The following is a 15,226-nucleotide window of genomic DNA, read 5'->3' as shown; positions in this document are numbered from 1 at the left end:
AATGTAACTGTCATCAACATTTGAGGAGCTGCGGTGGCCTCACGAGCTCCCACCTTCTGTGCCGAAGCCGAATCCTGGTTCCATGTTCGAGACATCGGGGAGGGCATCCACCTGATCAACGAACCCGGGCATGTCGCCAGCTACCTCGTCATCGGCGAACACACCGCGCTGCTGTTCGATTCCGGGCTCGGCATCGCTCCGATATCCCAAGTGGTGCAGGCGTTGACGGCGCTGCCGGTGTTGGTGGTGTCATCGCATCACCACATCGATCACCGCGGCGGCAATGCCGACCTCGCCGCGCAGGTCGACGTTATCGACTTCGCCGCGCATCCCACGGCTGCGGACCCGAATTCCGGGTGCCTGCACACCGCCGCCGATCCAGCGTTCCTTCGTACGTATGCCGCCGCCATGTCACGGGTGGTCGCGGAGTACGACCGGTTCGCCCTGCTGGATGCCCAGTATTTCTTCACCCTGGCGCGGGTCGGTCGGTTACGCCCGCTGCCGGACCTGACGCAGTGGGCGATACCACCGACCCCGATCAGCCGGGCGCTGGCCGACGGCGAAATCATCGACCTGGGTGGCCGACGGTTCGAGGTACTGCACACGCCCGGCCATGCGCCGGACACCCTGTGCCTGTTCGACCACACCACCGGCACGCTGCTCTCGGGTGACACGGTGCTCGCCGCCGCCCACTGGCTGCACGGCGCCGGAGCCGACCCAGTCCGGTTCGCCGAATCGACGCACCGACTGTCGAAGCTCCCGATCACCCGAATTCTGGCCGCCCACAACCTTATCTGCGAACTACCGGCCAGCGCGGCCACCGAGGTCGCCCATGCCGCGGCGGCGATGCTGGAGGGAACAACGATCGCCGTGCCGGCCCGCGACATGCTCGGCCAGCCGGTAACCCGCCACGACTGCGGCCCGGTCACCCTGCTCACACCACCCGTCGGCTGAACCGCGTTCCGCGGCGATACGACGTCTACCCGAAAGGATCCGATATGGCTGGGGCGCCTCCCGTCGTACGACACCTCGCCGACCTGTCGGCAGCTCTCATCTCACCCGCGGACACGGTACGGCTGTGCACACTCGCTGGACCCGAACACGGCTCCAGCGCAAGCGTATTCCTCGAAATCTGGGAGCCGGGCGGTGCGCAACCACTGAACTCCCATGAGGATTCAGCCGAAATCTTCATCGTGCTGGCCGGCACCGCCCGCGCGCACAGCGACACACACGCCGTCGACCTCGGCGCGGGCGACGTACTGATCCTGCAACCAGGATCCGAACACCGCATTCTGAACACCTCCGGCACCGAACGGCTGTACACGATCACCGTGATGGCGGATGACGCAGGATTCGCTGATCTCGTCGACCGCGGCACGCCCACGCCGCTGTCCGACGCGGATATCCGCACTCTGGCAACAGGATTCGAGTCCGTGCCGGGTCATTGAATTTGCCGCCGGTCCGACACTCAGCACTGCAACGCAAATCTCACTGCCGATAGCAATCGGGGTGCGTTCTCGTGTCGTATCTGTCAAGGCCGCGACACCCGATCCTGCGCCTCGGCGGCGCGAATATACCGAACAACCTGCGCGCCCAAGACGTCGTCACCAAGGAATTCCTCGACCCGACGATCAACGTCGACAGCTGAGAACCCCACGCAGACAAGGACTGACAATGACCGAAAGCTACGACCAGCCCGAGGTATCCCGCGAGCAGCAGATGGGCGGCCTCGGCGTGGAGACCGACGCCCGCGATATCCGCGTCATCGACCTGACCGATTTCGCGGACCGCCGCGCCGAGATCACCGACCAGCTATGGGCCGCGGCCACCGAGATCGGCTTCTTCCAGCTCTGCGGGCACGGCATCCCGCAGCACCAGATCGACACTGTATTCGCCCGCACCGCAGCATTTTTCGCGCTCCCGGAGTCGACCAAGGCGCGATATCCACTGGTCAAGGCGAATAACGCCGGGTGGGAGAGCCTGAGTCAGGTACGCCCGTCCATCGGCGTGCCCGATCAGAAGGAGTCCTACCAGATTACCCGCCCGCATATGGCCGAGCTGTGGCCGAGCGAAGCGGAGTTGGTCGAATTCCGCGCCGACATGCTCGATTTCGAGTACCAGGTGTGGACAGTCGCGATGCGCGTCCTCTCCTGCTTCGCCGATCGCCTCGGCCTGGACCGCAATCACTTCACCAAGGCGCATGATCCGGAATCCCCGCAGTACCAGAGCACGCTTCGGCTGTTGCACTACTTCGCTGTTCCGACAGAACTCCAGGGCGTGCCGGGTCGCTGGCGTGCGGGTGCGCACACCGACTTCGACTGTCTGACGCTGCTTTTCCAGCGGGACGGGCAGGGTGGCCTGCAGGTCTGCCCCGGCAAGGAGATGCAGGAGCAGCAATGGACGTCGATAACCCCGTCGTCCGCACTGATCACCTGCAATATCGGTGACATGCTCACCCGCTGGAGCGATGACGAACTGCCATCGAACTTCCACCGTGTCCGCAGCCCAGGCGCGGGCGAGTACCAGGGTGACCGCTACAGCATCGCCTACTTCGCCCAGGCCGACCGCGACGCAGTCATCCAGGGGCCACGCCACAAGTACCCGCCGGTGACCGCCGCCGACTTCCTCGCTCAGCGCGTGCAGGCCAACTACCGGGCGCAAGGGTAACTTCACCACCGAAAACGAAAGACCAACCGCAGGAACACGAGTCCGGCCGAGAACCCATCCTGCTCACTGATTAGGACCGACTGCGATGACCGACCACCTCCGCGCTGCTCGGCGCATCCGCGCACCGGCAGGTCAGGCAGTTGGGAGCTGGAGCCGGGCACGCCGCCCAGTGTTCCGGCCCTGGCCGCCCGGCTCGGCGTGAGCCGGAGCCCGGTGCGCGAGGCCGTCCAGCAGCTCATCTATGAGGGGCCGGCCGTCAATGTCCCGCCCGGGTCGCCGCATCGACGACGAGCAGGTGCGCGACGCCCTCGCGGTCCGCGCGGTGCTGGACGGTCTGGCCGCCGCCACCACACTCACCGAATCCGATCCGGTAAAGCTCGCGACCATCCTGACCGCACAGGAGGAGAACCTGCGCTACGCAGCCGACCAGGCCCGCGACACCGAGCTCGACCTGGAATTCCACACATTATCGGAGCCAGCGAGATGCGCGGCCTGACACCGGCCAACCGAGACCGGATCACCGCGTCCCGCAACGAGATTCAATACCTCCTCGACGAGGACATGGATGCCGCGATCGCCGAGGAAACCTGCCCCCCGACCACGCCCGCGTCGCCGGCCGTGCCATCGCGACCATGTGCACCGCACTGCCGCAATGGTTTCGACTCCAGGCCCCGTCACACCCGAGCAGATCGCCACGGAATACGCGGCTTTCGGGCTCCGCCTCATCGGAATCCAGTAGGGCCGGTTCTCAGACCCGGATGAGATCGAGCTGACGTCGATCCCGCAGCTGAACGCCGTGAGGTCGTCGTCGAGTATGACCTCGCGGCTGGGTTGGAGTTCGCCGGGAAGGGCCAGCCTCCGTGCACACTGCTGGCCAGCCCGAACAGGAATAGGTGTGCGTTTGGTGCCCGCCTCGAGTGTTTCGCGGACGCGGGGATCGATTTCACCGAATGTCGGTGCCGTGGTGCCGACGGTCACGAGGTCGGCGGGGGAGATACCCAATTGGGTGAGCAGCAGCCGTGCCGCGGCGACGGTTTCCGCGTTGGCGGTCGGTGTGTTCATCGGCGCACCTCGAGCAGGCGCAGGCTGGCCGCGCACAGTTCGTCGAGTGCGGCGGGCTCGAACGTTTAGCGAAGGATTCTCCCGAAGACGTGGACACCGTCAGTGGCCACTCACCGCCCTAGAAGCACGGCGCATTTCGTCGCGGCGACGCACGGTTCGCAGACCACACGCCTGCCCCACGCTCGCACCCTCCAGGACATACTGCAGCGCGATCAGAACAAAGCCGAACAGCCACCGCCACAACGTCTGCCAGAAGCGCGGACGCCGGCCATTCTTCCACCGCACCACCCGCATTCCGAACAGCAGTTTGGCGACGCTGCCACGAACCAACAATGTGCCGATCACGTGATTGACGAAAGATACCGCAAAGACACAGGGAACGAAACCCGCGAGGAATTCCACAGCGCCGTCGGCATCAGGAAAAATCCGTACCGAAACACCCAGACCGACAGTCAAGGCCAGTAAGCCGTCGAGCACGGCCGCCAAGGCCAGGCGATTCTCACCTGCTTCCTCGGGCACATCCGCCTGCGGCCGAGATTGCGGATGCTGACCACCCCCGCGGGCTCGAGGGCCCGGATATTGAACACTCATCCGACGCATTGTGCCTCACTCCCCGGATCCCACGCCATACGCTCCACCCGTAGCGAGATCCGCACACGAACGATCAAAAGCCGTCAGTGACGGGCAACCGATCGCTCACACGGTGGCCACAGGAATTGGCCGACCAGAATGGGGCACCGAGGTCCGGGTCCTTCCTCACCGATTCCCCTGGTCGGACCCGATCCCCGACTTGTGGGAACGCTGTACGGAATGCGTTGCCCTGCATCCGGTCTGAACCGGGCATCACGAATCGGTCGTGCCGCACCTGCCACATCAGACCCGTCCGATTATCGGTGCTGGTCCGGTGAAAATCGCTGAGTCAATAGCAGGACAATCTATTGTCTCGGATCCGCAGAAGCTCGGGCTATACCGAACTGAACTTACTGGGGAACGTCGCCCCAGCACGTTGGCCGTGAACCAGTGAGTACACAAATGAGGTTGAGTACACCATTGAGCAGATATCCAGAGCCACTGAACGATCCCGAGTCGATCGGAGCCGCTACGGTGGTCGAGGTTTCAGCAGAAAGATCGGAGGCGGCCGACGCGGTCGGAGCAATGGTCGCAACCAAAGCCAGACCAGCGGCGACGCCCGCCAGCGAACGTTTCAGCCGAACATGTGCCGTACTAGTTTCCATGGATCGTGTCTATCTTGATCGGAGCGCAAGGGGCAATACTGCAGGGCTCCCAGGGTCGGGGATAACTCGAAGTCTCTCAGCTTGTGCTTTGCGTCGGCGAGGTCGAAGTAGGCGTCGATGACGCGTTCGCGGCGTTCATAGCAACGTTGCAGCCTGTTGAAAGCGTTGTGCCAGGAATTCGTTCGCTCCACGTGCCAGCGCTGGCTGGCCTGGATCGGCGCTTTCGCGCCCTTGGTTGCGATCTGGCCTGCAGGCTGCGCCCGGCCAGCAGGTCCCGGGTCTTGCCCGAGTTGTAGCCGGAGTCCAAGTGCACGGTGATCTGCTCCGGCAACGGCCCGAGGTCGTCGACGCGATCGAGAGTCAGGGCCAGCAGCGGAAAGTCGGGGCGGTTCGCGCCGGGCTAGGACCTGCCTGTGCGGGATGCCGTAGCCGTCGACCAGCAGCGACCGTTTCATGCCCTTTTTGTGGCGGTCCACCGGAGACGGTCCGGCATGTTTCTCCACCGTCGGGTGCTTTGGTGATGCAGCCGTCGACAGCGATGTCGTCGAGGACCAGCCCGACGATGCGGTCGTAGGTGTCCAGCGCGATCGTCTTCAGCCGCGCGAACACACCCGCGGTAATCCATTCGTCGCGGCGGTTGCCGATCGTGCTCGCAGGCCGGAAGCCTTGCCGAAGCCGCAGCTGGTCGGCGATGACCGGGTGTCGCGGGGGTCGGATTTGTGCTCACCGCCACGCGTGCCGTGACGCGCACGGTTCACGGTCGGGCCGGGCACGTGAACCAGCTGGTGACCGGCTTCCAGCAGCATCGCGGTGGCCAGTCCGGCGATGCCACCCATGACGTCGATACCGAGGGGGCCGGCCCGTGCTCGGTTCCGGCCTGCCGAGTTCTGCGAGGAAACCTGTTGGTGCTGTCGGGGTCGTTGTCGACCCGACGCGAGATCACCTCGCTGCCGGTATCGGTGACAACGACTGTCACCCAATGGAATTCCTTGGCGATGTCGATACCCGCCACCAAAAGCCGTGATGCCTCCGATCCCTCATCCAATCGTGTCGTGCGGCATCCCCGTTCCGCCGTCAACGCCCTGCACAGCGATGGTCCGCAGCGCCTAATCAGCGGTCGGAACAAGGTGGTGGGACCGGCGGGGGAGCCACCTGAGCCATCGAGAAGCAGCGCGATGAAAGCTATACCGATCCCACCTGGCCTGCCGATCATTCCGGACAACCGACGGCACGTCACGAAGGTAGGACGCACCCAATCGTCCACTCGGACAGCGGTGCACGGCGGCTGGACAGCCGCGAACGTGATCGAGGGGCCGGAGATGAGCCACGCCCCGTCGAGCAGCCGAGCCTGACGGCGGCCTCTCGGTGCCCGCGTTCGGTGACTACCGGTGGGTAGGGTGCTGCCCGTACGTCAGGTAGCGCCCGAGTCGCGTGCGGCGGCGCTTGCCAGGGGTGCGAATACGTACTGGCGCAGCGCGATACGGTCGGGGGTGAGCGCAGGGAAGGTTCGGTATGAATGGTGATGGTGGGGCGGCGGCGTACGAGCGTGCTGAGGCGTTGACGCGTGCGGACCGTGCGGCGGAGGCGGAGCCGGAATATAGGGTGGCGGCGTCGGCGGGGCATGTCTGTGCGATGCGGACGTTGGGCTTGCGGGCTGTCGAACGCGACGATGAGTCCACTGCCGAGACGTGGTGGGTGCAGGCGGCCGCGGCCGGGGATGCGAAAGCGATGCACAACCTCGGGTTTCTGAAATCCGAACAGCGGCAGCTCGCTGAATCGGAACGCTGGTATCGGGCTGCAGCGGGAGCTGGGAATGCTGACGCGGCATTCAATCTGGCGTTGCAGCTGGTCGAGCGAGGGGATAGAGAGGATGCAGTCGAATTCTATGCGCAGGCCGCCGAGGCGGGGGATACGAAGGCGATGAGCAACCTCGGCAACCTGCTGTCGGAGCTGGGACGGGACGAGGAGGCCGAGCGGTGGTTGCGGGTGGCCGTCGACGCGGGTTCCGGTGCGGCGATGGCCAACCTCGGCTCGTTGTACTTCCGGTGCGAGCGGGTCGCGGAGTACGAACAGTGGTGGCGTCGTGGGGCCGCGGCGGGCGATGTCACCTCCATGTACAACTTGGCGGTGGTCCTCGAGGTACGGGACCGAGACGAGGCGGCGGAGTTCTTTCGCGCCGCCGCCGCGGCCGGCCACCCGTATGCGGAGGAAAAACTGCAGGGGCTGCTGACCGGCTGGACACGCAGCGGCGCGCCGTACATCGCCGGGATCTTCTGACCCGCCGGAACCGGTGCCTGGCGGGTCGACTCGAGGTGGCCGATCTTGTCGTCGACGTTCGCGACCGGTGCCGGTGCAGGTTGATTCGTGGACCGGACGATCAGGCCCGGATGCAGCCTGCCCGTGACCCCGCCGTCCATGTCTCCCTCGACAACCCAGGCGCGGTGGCTGTGCTGCTGCAGGGACTCGGCCCAGCCGCCAGTCCTCTAGGACAACGGCAACTGGAAGGTCAACGGCACCCGCAACGGTGTCCAAATCGAAGTCATCGTCGCTCCCGACGGCTCAGTCGTGACCGGCTACCCCATCGGCGGTGAAGGGGAGTCAGGAACGACGCGAATGGCAACCCGATCAAATAGGCTAGGAGAGCGATGAATCCGGACAGTGCGGCACGAGAAGCGCGAAAAAGTGAGTGAGACCCACAAGCCATCGAAGCCCGTAACCGTCGGCTCAACAACCTTCTCCAAAGAAGCGAGATCGACCAGCGCCCGGCGCAGTTCAGGCACTGTCAGGTCGAACATTCAGCGTGACAACAGCTTTCAACCAGTAGCGCACTACCCGGTATGGCCCGCAACCGACGCTACTGCGTCCGCGAGCCGACACCGCCACCCAGTGAACTCCACCGATGCCGCGCGGCGGTGGCGACTCCGAACTGGAAACAGAATCCTGCTAGCCATGAACGGTCTCGCCACCGCCGCACCCAACTCGAACTAGCCGATAGGCAGGCAGAAGGTGTTCTCCGCCGAGCCAAGGGGGATGGGAATACACAATTCCACCGAGCCACCGACCGGAGTGGCCGTGGCGGCTGCTGCCGAGGCTGTACCGCTGCTCAACGCGATTGCGGGCAGCGCGAACGCGAATACGGCGAGTCGACGGATAATTCTTGAATTCATACAGTCATCCTCAGTTGTGCTGTGTGACAAGCCCCGAACTCGAGGCGGCCCAATCAGATCACGGCCTGCGGGACCGCGGCCCGCCGTCGGCAATAATTTGGGTTCTCAGATTATGTGTTTGCGGAGTTTTCGTGGATATGCCCAATAATTCCGCGGTATTCACGAAAACAACTGCGTTGTGAATACACACGAGAATTCTGAAGATCAATTGTGGTCTTTCGTCGCAGCCGTCGAGTACCTGGAGGTCGGCTACGAGGGCATGGCCGCCGCGTCAGCTTCCGTGGCATCTGTGCTTGTACTTGCGCTTTGTGGGGCTCTCGAGTCGGTCGAATTCCCGGTCACTCTGTCCGAGACGCGTTGTGGTGGCACCGAAAACACTGCCGTTCGGAATTGTGTCGGTCACAAATATTCGCCTGGCCCGTTTTTCGCTGTGCTGCTGCCAGTACTTTGATCTTGGAAACTCCTCACGCCTGAGAGGCTGCTGGACATCGAGTTCTCGGACATCGTTGTCCGGCAGCTGCTTTCGATGTTTGGAGAACATGTTCGACAAACTCGGGTCGGCCCATCGGCCTGGTGAAGGAGAAATATGTCCACCGACACCGATACGACGCCCGAATCGGATGCCGTGCCGGGCAGGTTCTGGTCCGATCGGCTTTCGTCGATCACTCGCCATGATCTGCCCGCCTCGATCGTGGTGTTCCTCGTCGCCTTGCCGTTGTCGCTGGGCATTGCCATCGCCTCCGACGCCCCCATCGCAGCCGGCCTGATCGCGGCCGCCGTGGGCGGCATTGTCGTTGGCTTCCTGGGTGGCTCCCCGTTGCAGGTCAGCGGGCCCGCCGCCGGTCTGAGCGTGGTGCTCGCGGAGACCATCCACCAGTTCGGCTGGAAGACAACCTGTTTCATCACCGTCGCGGCCGGCCTGCTACAGATTTTGTTCGGGTTGAGCCGGATCGCGCGCGCCGCATTGGCGATCGCGCCGGTAGTCGTGCACGCGATGCTCGCTGGTATCGGTGTCACCATCGCCCTGCAGCAAGTGCACGTGCTGCTGGGCGGCTCGTCGCGCGGCCCGGCTTTCGAGAACATCACCGAGTTGCCCGGTCAGCTGCTGAACCTGCATGGTGACGACTTCCTGGTCGGCGTGGTCGTCATCGGCATCATCGTCGCCTGGCGTTGGGTGCCGGAGCGGGTGCGGCTGATCCCGGGCCCGCTGGTGGCGGTGCTGGTGGGTACGGTGCTCTCGCTTGTGCTGCCCGGCGATCCGGAGCGCATCAAGATCGATGGTTCGCTGTTCGACGCTATCGGCCTGCCTGGCCTGCCCGGCGGCAACTGGGGTGCGGTGGCGCTTGCGGTGCTGACCATCGCCCTGATCGCCAGCGTGGAGAGCCTGCTGTCGGCGGTGGCGGTGGACAAACTACACACCGGCAAGCGCACCAACTTCGACCGCGAGCTGGTGGCCCAGGGCGCGGCCAACATCACCTCCGGCATGCTCGGTGGCCTCCCGGTCACGGGGGTGATCGTGCGCAGCTCCACCAACGTGGCCGCAGGAGCGCGCACCCAGGCCTCGGCGATTCTGCACGGCGTGTGGATCCTGGTGTTCTCCATCGCGCTGGTGGGCGTCGTACAGCAGGTCCCGAAGTCGGCACTGGCCGGGTTGCTGATCGTGGTGGGCATGCAGCTGGTGAAGCTGGCCCACATCCGGCTCGCCCATCGCACCGGCGACCTGGCGGTATACGCGGTGACCATGGTCTGTGTGGTGTTACTGAACCTGCTCGAGGGCGTGCTGATCGGCCTGGCGCTGGCGTTCGCGATGCTGTTGTGGCGAGTGGTGAAGGTGTCGGTACAGGCCGCGCCGGTGGCGGGCACCGACCGCTGGATCGTCACCATCGACGGCACGTGCACCTTCCTGGCGCTGCCGAAGCTGACCAAGGAACTAGCCAAGGTCCCGACCGGCACCGACGTGCTGGTCGAGCTGACCGTCGACTTCCTCGACCACGCCGCCTACGAGGCCATCCACGACTGGACCCGCCAGCACGAAAGCATCGGCGGCAAAGCGGAATTCGTGGAGATCGGCACTGCGCGCATGGAACACGCCATGACCGGACCGCCACGGCGCGGACGGGCGCGCGGCATGCTCGACGAGGCGCTCGGCCCGTGGCGCGACCGCAGCGATAACGCGGTCGCGGCCGGTGTGGCCGCCTATCACCGCAGCCACGCGCACGTGCTGCGTCCACACCTGGACGAGCTGCGGGATCGGCAGGATCCGCACTCGCTTTTCCTCACCTGTACCGACTCGCGGATTGTGCCGAACGTGATCACCAACAGCGGCCCCGGCGACCTGTTCACCGTCCGCAATGTCGGCAACCTGCACCCCGCGGACGGTTCGGACGCCTCGGTGGAAGCGGCGCTGTCCTTCGCGGTGGACAACCTGAAGGTGCGCAACGTGGTGGTGTGCGGCCACTCCTCGTGCGGTGCGATGAAGGCGCTGCTCGCCGGCACCTCCGCCGGACCGAGGTTGGACGTCTGGCTCGCCCATGCCCGGCCCAGCCTGGACGCCTACCGGGCCGAGCACCCGGTGCGGTTGGCTGCGGCGGCCGCGGGCTACGACGAGGCCGCTCAGCTGAGCATGGTGAACGTCGCCGTGCAGCTGGAGACCCTGCAGCATCATCCAGTTATGCGCGAGGCCGTCGCGGAGCGCGGCCTGACGGTGTCGGGCCTGTTCTTCGATATCTCCACTGCATGCGTGCTGGAGGTCACCGCCGATGGCATCAGCCAGATCACCGACCAGGACGCCGCCGCACCGGTCACCGTCTAACCGATCGGATGCGAGTTCACCCGCACGCCAATCGAAGTCGTGCCAGGCCTCGACGTTCTCGCAGCCATGCCACAGCGGCGGTGTTCGCCCAGCATCCCGGCTATCGGATCATCGCACCGCACTCGACCCGGTACCTGTGACATGTCCGCAGGGACAGGTCGACCATGCAGCCGCAAGGACTGCGGGTTGTCTTTCCGGGCTGCAGATCGAGGAGATCGTTCGGCGACACCGCTGCTCGGCACTGTTCGTAGACGGCGACCCGGAAAACTCGTCCAGTACTTGCATTCCGATGTTCCGCGCCACAACACTGACGGGCGCCCGCCGGTGCCGGAGCGAACCACGATCGCGGATCCTCAAACGGCTGCTCACCGGAACCGTGCCCGCCAGCTCTCCGGCTATGCCACCGACGGTCAGGCATAGGCGCGCGAGACGACGGCGATGAGCTGGTCGAGGATACTCGGGGGAGCGATTTGTTCGAGCCCGACTTCCCGTCCGCCGTCGACGACGCCGGTGGCCGAACCAAGTCGGCCCAACGCCGCTGTCACACTTTCGGTAACCACCGCGTGGACCGTCTCGATCGGGATTCCGTCCTGTGCGCAGCGGGTCGCAGCGTGCTCGAACCAATCGAATGTGAGGGCACCCGAGGCTTCGGCGGCGTCGAATACGACGAGCGCACGTTCGATGCCGGCCTTGAGAACTCGGTCCGCGACGGTATGTCGAGGGCGTCCGTTGTGGGCGGATGTTGCGCCTGCTGTTCGACGTTCGTCGTGCGGGTCCACTGCCATGGCGCTCCCTCTGCCGCCCTTCAGACATCGACGGTACGGGCTGATCGCTGCGGCTTCGCGCTGACCGGCTCATTTCAGTGATCGAACGAACCGAGCGCCGTCTCGATTGTGATCCTTCCCTACGATCTCGGCCCGGTGGCGTGCTCGGCGATCTCGGCCAACGTATTGCCGATACGCGACGCCAACCGGACGTTTGACCAATCCAGCGACCGCGTATCCAGGGGCGGCGCCTTCAGATCTGTGGTTGATCACAGCGGCGTGATCAACTCCATTCCCCAAAACCCAGAAGCGCAGATAGCCGGACCGATACCGGCGATCGCCACGTTACCGTTATGTGCTTCGCCACGCCGCGGGGATGGAAGGGAGTCACAATGACCATCGCCAGTTCAGCCCGTCGGGACTTGATCGTCTCGGGCCAGCCCGTCACATCGCCATTGAAAGACGTCCGGACACTATCGCGGAAAATGGTCGGCCACTTCGTCGAGCACATCGTTCCGTGCCGGACGTTGCCCGGCGAGGCGCTCAATGGCGACATCACCACGATCACCCGGACCTGCCTCGAGCTCGCCGTGAGCATGCTCGACGGCTCCGATGGCCCCGAGCGGACCCAGAAACTACGGACTGCCGCCGAAGGCTGGGCTCGCGAAGGCATCCCGATCGACACCATCCACCACGCGGTACACGAAGGGTTCAAGCTCGGCTTTGACCTGGTACTCGCCGATGCGACGGCCGCGGACTTCGACAGCATCAAGTCGGCCAGCCGGCGACTGCTCGAAATCCTCGACACAATCACCGCCACCGTCTCCCACGCCTACGTCAAGGAGTTGCGGGCCGTGGTCAGCGACCACCACACCGCCGCGCACACGCTCACCTCAGCTCTGCTCGGCGGCAACTCCACCTCTACCATGGCGCGCGAGTGCGGCATAGAGATCGCCGAATCCTATTGGATTCTCGCCGTGGCCATCCCAGCACACCCGGAGGAACACAACCCGCGCCTGGATGCCAAAGTCGTTGCACGACGCAAACTTCGGCGTATACAAGCGGAGCTCGCCAAAAAGTACACCGGCAATGCGCTTTCACTACTCAGCGTCGACGGCGGCACGATCCTGCTACCCGAGACACTGGTGCCCAACGAAGACCTCGACGCGTTCATCGATGAACTGTCACGCGCCGCACAGGTTCCCATCACCGCCACAGTCGTCACTTCCCCGACCTCCCGTATTCCGGGCGCCACCGATCAAGCACACGAACTCCTCGACATGGTGCAGCGGCTGCAGTATGCGCGCGGACTATATCGCTTCGATCAACTCGCGATGGAATACCAGCTCACCCGCCCGGGCCCTGGTCTGGAATGGCTTCGCACAATTTTGACCCCACTCGACGAACACCCCGAACTCCTCGACACACTCCAACGACACTTCAGCCACAACCTCACCCGCCGACGCACCGCCCAGGCGCTGCACGTACACACCAACACCGTCGACTACCGACTCAAGAGAATCGGCCAACTCACCGGCTTCGACCCAACCAAACTCTCCGGTATCTGGCACCTCCGAGCAGCTCTGATCGCCCGCGGATACCCGCAGCACGCAACCGACACAACCAGCCGCCCCGCACTCGATCAGCCAACTCGAACGCGACCATAGGGTGTGCGCCACCGCAGCAGCAACCACCGGTTGGACATCGCAGGCGACGGCAAGACATCAGACACCCGAACCACCAGTTGAAAGCCCAATAGTTCCATGGCAGCCGCGGCCGACTCGGACCGGTGGACCTACGGGAGGTGATGTGAATCCACCTGGCTGTTGTCGATCCGGGGCGCCAGAGTTCGGCGGGCCAGGTGGTCGGCCGCGTGGTGGAGGGCGAGGGTGTTGGTTTGCCGGAGGCTCGATGACCGGAGCGAGGTCTTCTGCAACCAAGACGACGCCGGACGTACCTCCAGGGTCCTCCCGTCCGGCGGTGCGGGCCAGGACCCGGTCATTCTTCGTCGGTGGCGTCCGGGGCGCGCAGCGGACGCAGGCCGCCTGGCAGGTCGGGAAGCTGGAAGAAGTACCGGCCCAGCAGGTTGATGTGATGCCTGACGAACGGCGAGAGGCGGGCCACGTCCTCGTCACGGACGTCGAAGCCGTCCGCGCGCAGCTGCTTCACCGCAGCGTCCATGTACCGCGTTGGAACGCACGTCTGCGGTGCGGCATGGGTCCGGCGCAGGCCGAGGTGGCTCACAGCCCGCATCTGCCGGCGGTGAGTGCGGTGATTGCACACTCGGCGGCATGCCGTGCCGCGAGTGCGGAGGGCAAGGGCGCACAGCTGTGAGAGGCACGGTCGACCGGTCCGCTGGTGATCTGCCACTGCCAGACGGCACGTGCGGCGAGCGGTGACGGGGGGTCCCAGACGAGTGCCGCAGCCGGGGGAGCGTTCTGCGCCGTCTCGACCAGCACGTCGTACATGACCCCGTCGCCCACTGCGGTGGTGACATACCTCCCGCCGTTGTCGTGAACGGTCCAGTCCAGGGGGGTCGGGGTCGACTCCGACACTTCCAGGAGGGCGTCGGCGAGGTCGGCCAGAATCCGGTACAGCGCGGCGCGTACCGCCTCGGTGTGGTCTCGGCCCCACTGGCACCGAGACCGTTCGGCGACCTCCTCCGCGAGGGTGTGCGCGGCGAGTTCGTCCAGCAGGTCTCCGGCGCCGGGATCTCCTCCCGCCAGGACCGCGGCAGCGCCCCAGGAGAGATCGTCCCGGGTCACGGCCGAGAAGCGTGCTAGTTCCCACAGGTCGGCCGGTCCCAGGTCGTCGACCGTGCGCCGGATGCAGAGGGCGGCCGTGTCCGAGGGGGCCGGGATCTCGGCGTTCAAGAGGCCCGCGCGCACGTCCGTGGCCGCGCACACATCGCCCGGCTCGAGCACGCCCGGCGGCACCGACCCCACTGTCTGGAGGACCTGCTCGTGGATGCGGCGTACGGGATGAGGCCCGCGGGGAGGTGCCGGTCGTCCGATCAGTGCGCACAGGGCCTCGAGCAGGTACGCCGGCGGAACCCTCAGACTGGTGCACGCTCCTGCCAGACGACCGGCCATCCTGATCAGTCGCCCAGCACTGCCAGGGCGTCGATCTCCACGAGCAGTCCCGGCGGGAGCTGCATGTAGACGGTGGTACGGGCGGGGAAGGGCTCGCCGACGGCTGCCGCGTACGCCTCGTTCATCTCGGCCAGGTGGGCGGGGTCGGTGAGGTACACGCGCAGCATGACGACGTCCTCCAGGCCCGCACCGCCCGCCTCGAGTACGGCGTTCACGTTGCGCAGGACCTGTGCGGTCTGCTCGGCGACGGTGGTACCGACGACCTCGCCGGTGTTCGGGTCGAAGGGGAGCTGTCCGGAGACCTGCAGGACGGGGCCCTTGCGGATGCCCTGGGACAGCGGGGCGGGCAGAGAGGGTGCGTTGTCTATAGTGATGACGGTTCTGGTCATGGTGTTCCTTGAAGCGGTGGTGGTCCTTGGAGGGGATG

General features: G+C 65.3%; 15 protein-coding genes and 2 pseudogenes. 9 read left to right on the top strand and 8 right to left on the bottom strand.

What is annotated here, in order from left to right:
- Positions 1-33 precede the first annotated feature (33 nt).
- The 6 genes and pseudogenes from ACIBJI_RS32560 to ACIBJI_RS32535 all read left to right on the top strand — a co-directional run bounded on the left by ACIBJI_RS32560 (position 34) and on the right by ACIBJI_RS32535 (position 3,163).
- On the top strand, positions 34-954 hold the full coding sequence (locus ACIBJI_RS32560; protein ID WP_364352897.1) for an MBL fold metallo-hydrolase: 921 nt from the start codon (positions 34-36) through the stop codon (positions 952-954).
- Between the two features lie 44 nt (positions 955-998).
- On the top strand, positions 999-1,448 hold the full coding sequence (locus tag ACIBJI_RS32555) for a cupin domain-containing protein (RefSeq protein WP_364352900.1): 450 nt from the start codon (positions 999-1,001) through the stop codon (positions 1,446-1,448).
- A 71-nt stretch (positions 1,449-1,519) separates the two neighbouring features.
- Positions 1,520-1,648 (top strand): hypothetical protein, encoded by a 129-nt coding sequence (locus ACIBJI_RS32550; RefSeq protein WP_397087128.1) that lies wholly within the window; start codon positions 1,520-1,522, stop codon positions 1,646-1,648.
- A gap of 26 nt (positions 1,649-1,674) precedes the next feature.
- Complete coding sequence (locus ACIBJI_RS32545) at positions 1,675-2,667, top strand: isopenicillin N synthase family dioxygenase (RefSeq protein ID WP_396957003.1); 993 nt, start codon at positions 1,675-1,677, stop codon at positions 2,665-2,667.
- A gap of 66 nt (positions 2,668-2,733) precedes the next feature.
- Positions 2,734-2,868 (top strand): annotated as a pseudogene (locus ACIBJI_RS32540) (hypothetical protein); the annotation flags it as partial.
- Positions 2,869-2,926: 58 nt separating this feature from the next.
- Positions 2,927-3,163, top strand: a complete 237-nt coding sequence (locus tag ACIBJI_RS32535) for a hypothetical protein (RefSeq protein WP_397087126.1) — start codon at positions 2,927-2,929, stop codon at positions 3,161-3,163.
- Between the two features lie 665 nt (positions 3,164-3,828).
- Here ACIBJI_RS32535 and ACIBJI_RS32530 read toward each other — a convergent pair.
- The 3 genes and pseudogenes from ACIBJI_RS32530 to ACIBJI_RS32520 form a co-directional block, all read right to left on the bottom strand.
- On the bottom strand, positions 3,829-4,320 hold the full coding sequence (locus ACIBJI_RS32530) for an RDD family protein (protein WP_397087124.1): 492 nt from the start codon (positions 4,318-4,320) through the stop codon (positions 3,829-3,831).
- A gap of 733 nt (positions 4,321-5,053) precedes the next feature.
- Positions 5,054-5,618, bottom strand: a pseudogene (locus ACIBJI_RS32525) (transposase); the annotation flags it as partial.
- Positions 5,558-5,800, bottom strand: coding sequence for a hypothetical protein (locus tag ACIBJI_RS32520; protein WP_397087241.1), 243 nt, complete (start codon positions 5,798-5,800; stop codon positions 5,558-5,560). The pseudogene ACIBJI_RS32525 and the gene ACIBJI_RS32520, both read right to left, overlap by 61 nt.
- Positions 5,801-6,476: 676 nt before the next feature.
- On the opposite strand from ACIBJI_RS32520, the gene ACIBJI_RS32515 reads away from it, so the two are divergent.
- Complete coding sequence (locus ACIBJI_RS32515; RefSeq protein WP_396957009.1) at positions 6,477-7,241, top strand: tetratricopeptide repeat protein; 765 nt, start codon at positions 6,477-6,479, stop codon at positions 7,239-7,241.
- 707 nt (positions 7,242-7,948) lie between these two features.
- Here ACIBJI_RS32515 and ACIBJI_RS32510 read toward each other — a convergent pair.
- Positions 7,949-8,131: a hypothetical protein gene (locus tag ACIBJI_RS32510; RefSeq protein ID WP_364352915.1), complete on the bottom strand. Its 183-nt coding sequence runs from the start codon at positions 8,129-8,131 to the stop codon at positions 7,949-7,951.
- Positions 8,132-8,717: 586 nt separating this feature from the next.
- On the opposite strand from ACIBJI_RS32510, the gene ACIBJI_RS32505 reads away from it, so the two are divergent.
- Complete coding sequence (locus ACIBJI_RS32505; RefSeq protein ID WP_397087122.1) at positions 8,718-10,943, top strand: SulP family inorganic anion transporter; 2,226 nt, start codon at positions 8,718-8,720, stop codon at positions 10,941-10,943.
- 410 nt (positions 10,944-11,353) lie between these two features.
- Here the strand turns inward: ACIBJI_RS32505 and ACIBJI_RS32500 are convergent, their stop codons facing one another.
- Positions 11,354-11,728 carry a hypothetical protein gene (locus ACIBJI_RS32500; protein WP_364352921.1) on the bottom strand — a complete coding sequence of 125 codons (375 nt, stop codon included), beginning with the start codon at positions 11,726-11,728 and terminating at the stop codon, positions 11,354-11,356.
- Positions 11,729-12,099: 371 nt separating this feature from the next.
- Here ACIBJI_RS32500 and ACIBJI_RS32495 point away from each other — a divergent pair, with 371 nt between their 5' ends.
- Positions 12,100-13,374 carry a helix-turn-helix domain-containing protein gene (locus tag ACIBJI_RS32495; RefSeq protein WP_364352924.1) on the top strand — a complete coding sequence of 425 codons (1,275 nt, stop codon included), beginning with the start codon at positions 12,100-12,102 and terminating at the stop codon, positions 13,372-13,374.
- 331 nt (positions 13,375-13,705) lie between these two features.
- Here ACIBJI_RS32495 and ACIBJI_RS32490 read toward each other — a convergent pair whose 3' ends face one another.
- From ACIBJI_RS32490 to ACIBJI_RS32480, 3 genes are all read right to left on the bottom strand, one after another.
- Entirely contained in the window at positions 13,706-13,960 is a 255-nt protein-coding gene (locus ACIBJI_RS32490; RefSeq protein ID WP_364352927.1) for a Tn3 family transposase, read from the bottom strand.
- Positions 13,948-14,643: a hypothetical protein gene (locus ACIBJI_RS32485; RefSeq protein WP_396957013.1), complete on the bottom strand. Its 696-nt coding sequence runs from the start codon at positions 14,641-14,643 to the stop codon at positions 13,948-13,950. The genes ACIBJI_RS32490 and ACIBJI_RS32485 overlap by 13 nt, the downstream gene beginning before the upstream one ends.
- 161 nt (positions 14,644-14,804) lie before the next feature.
- Positions 14,805-15,188, bottom strand: a complete 384-nt coding sequence (locus ACIBJI_RS32480) for a RidA family protein (RefSeq protein WP_397087120.1) — start codon at positions 15,186-15,188, stop codon at positions 14,805-14,807.
- Positions 15,189-15,226 lie beyond the last annotated feature (38 nt).

Origin of the sequence: Nocardia sp. NPDC050408, assembly GCF_044458905.1 — a bacterium.
Lineage (GTDB): Bacteria > Actinomycetota > Actinomycetes > Mycobacteriales > Mycobacteriaceae > Nocardia.
This window is presented reverse-complemented; position numbering and strand designations above follow the sequence as displayed.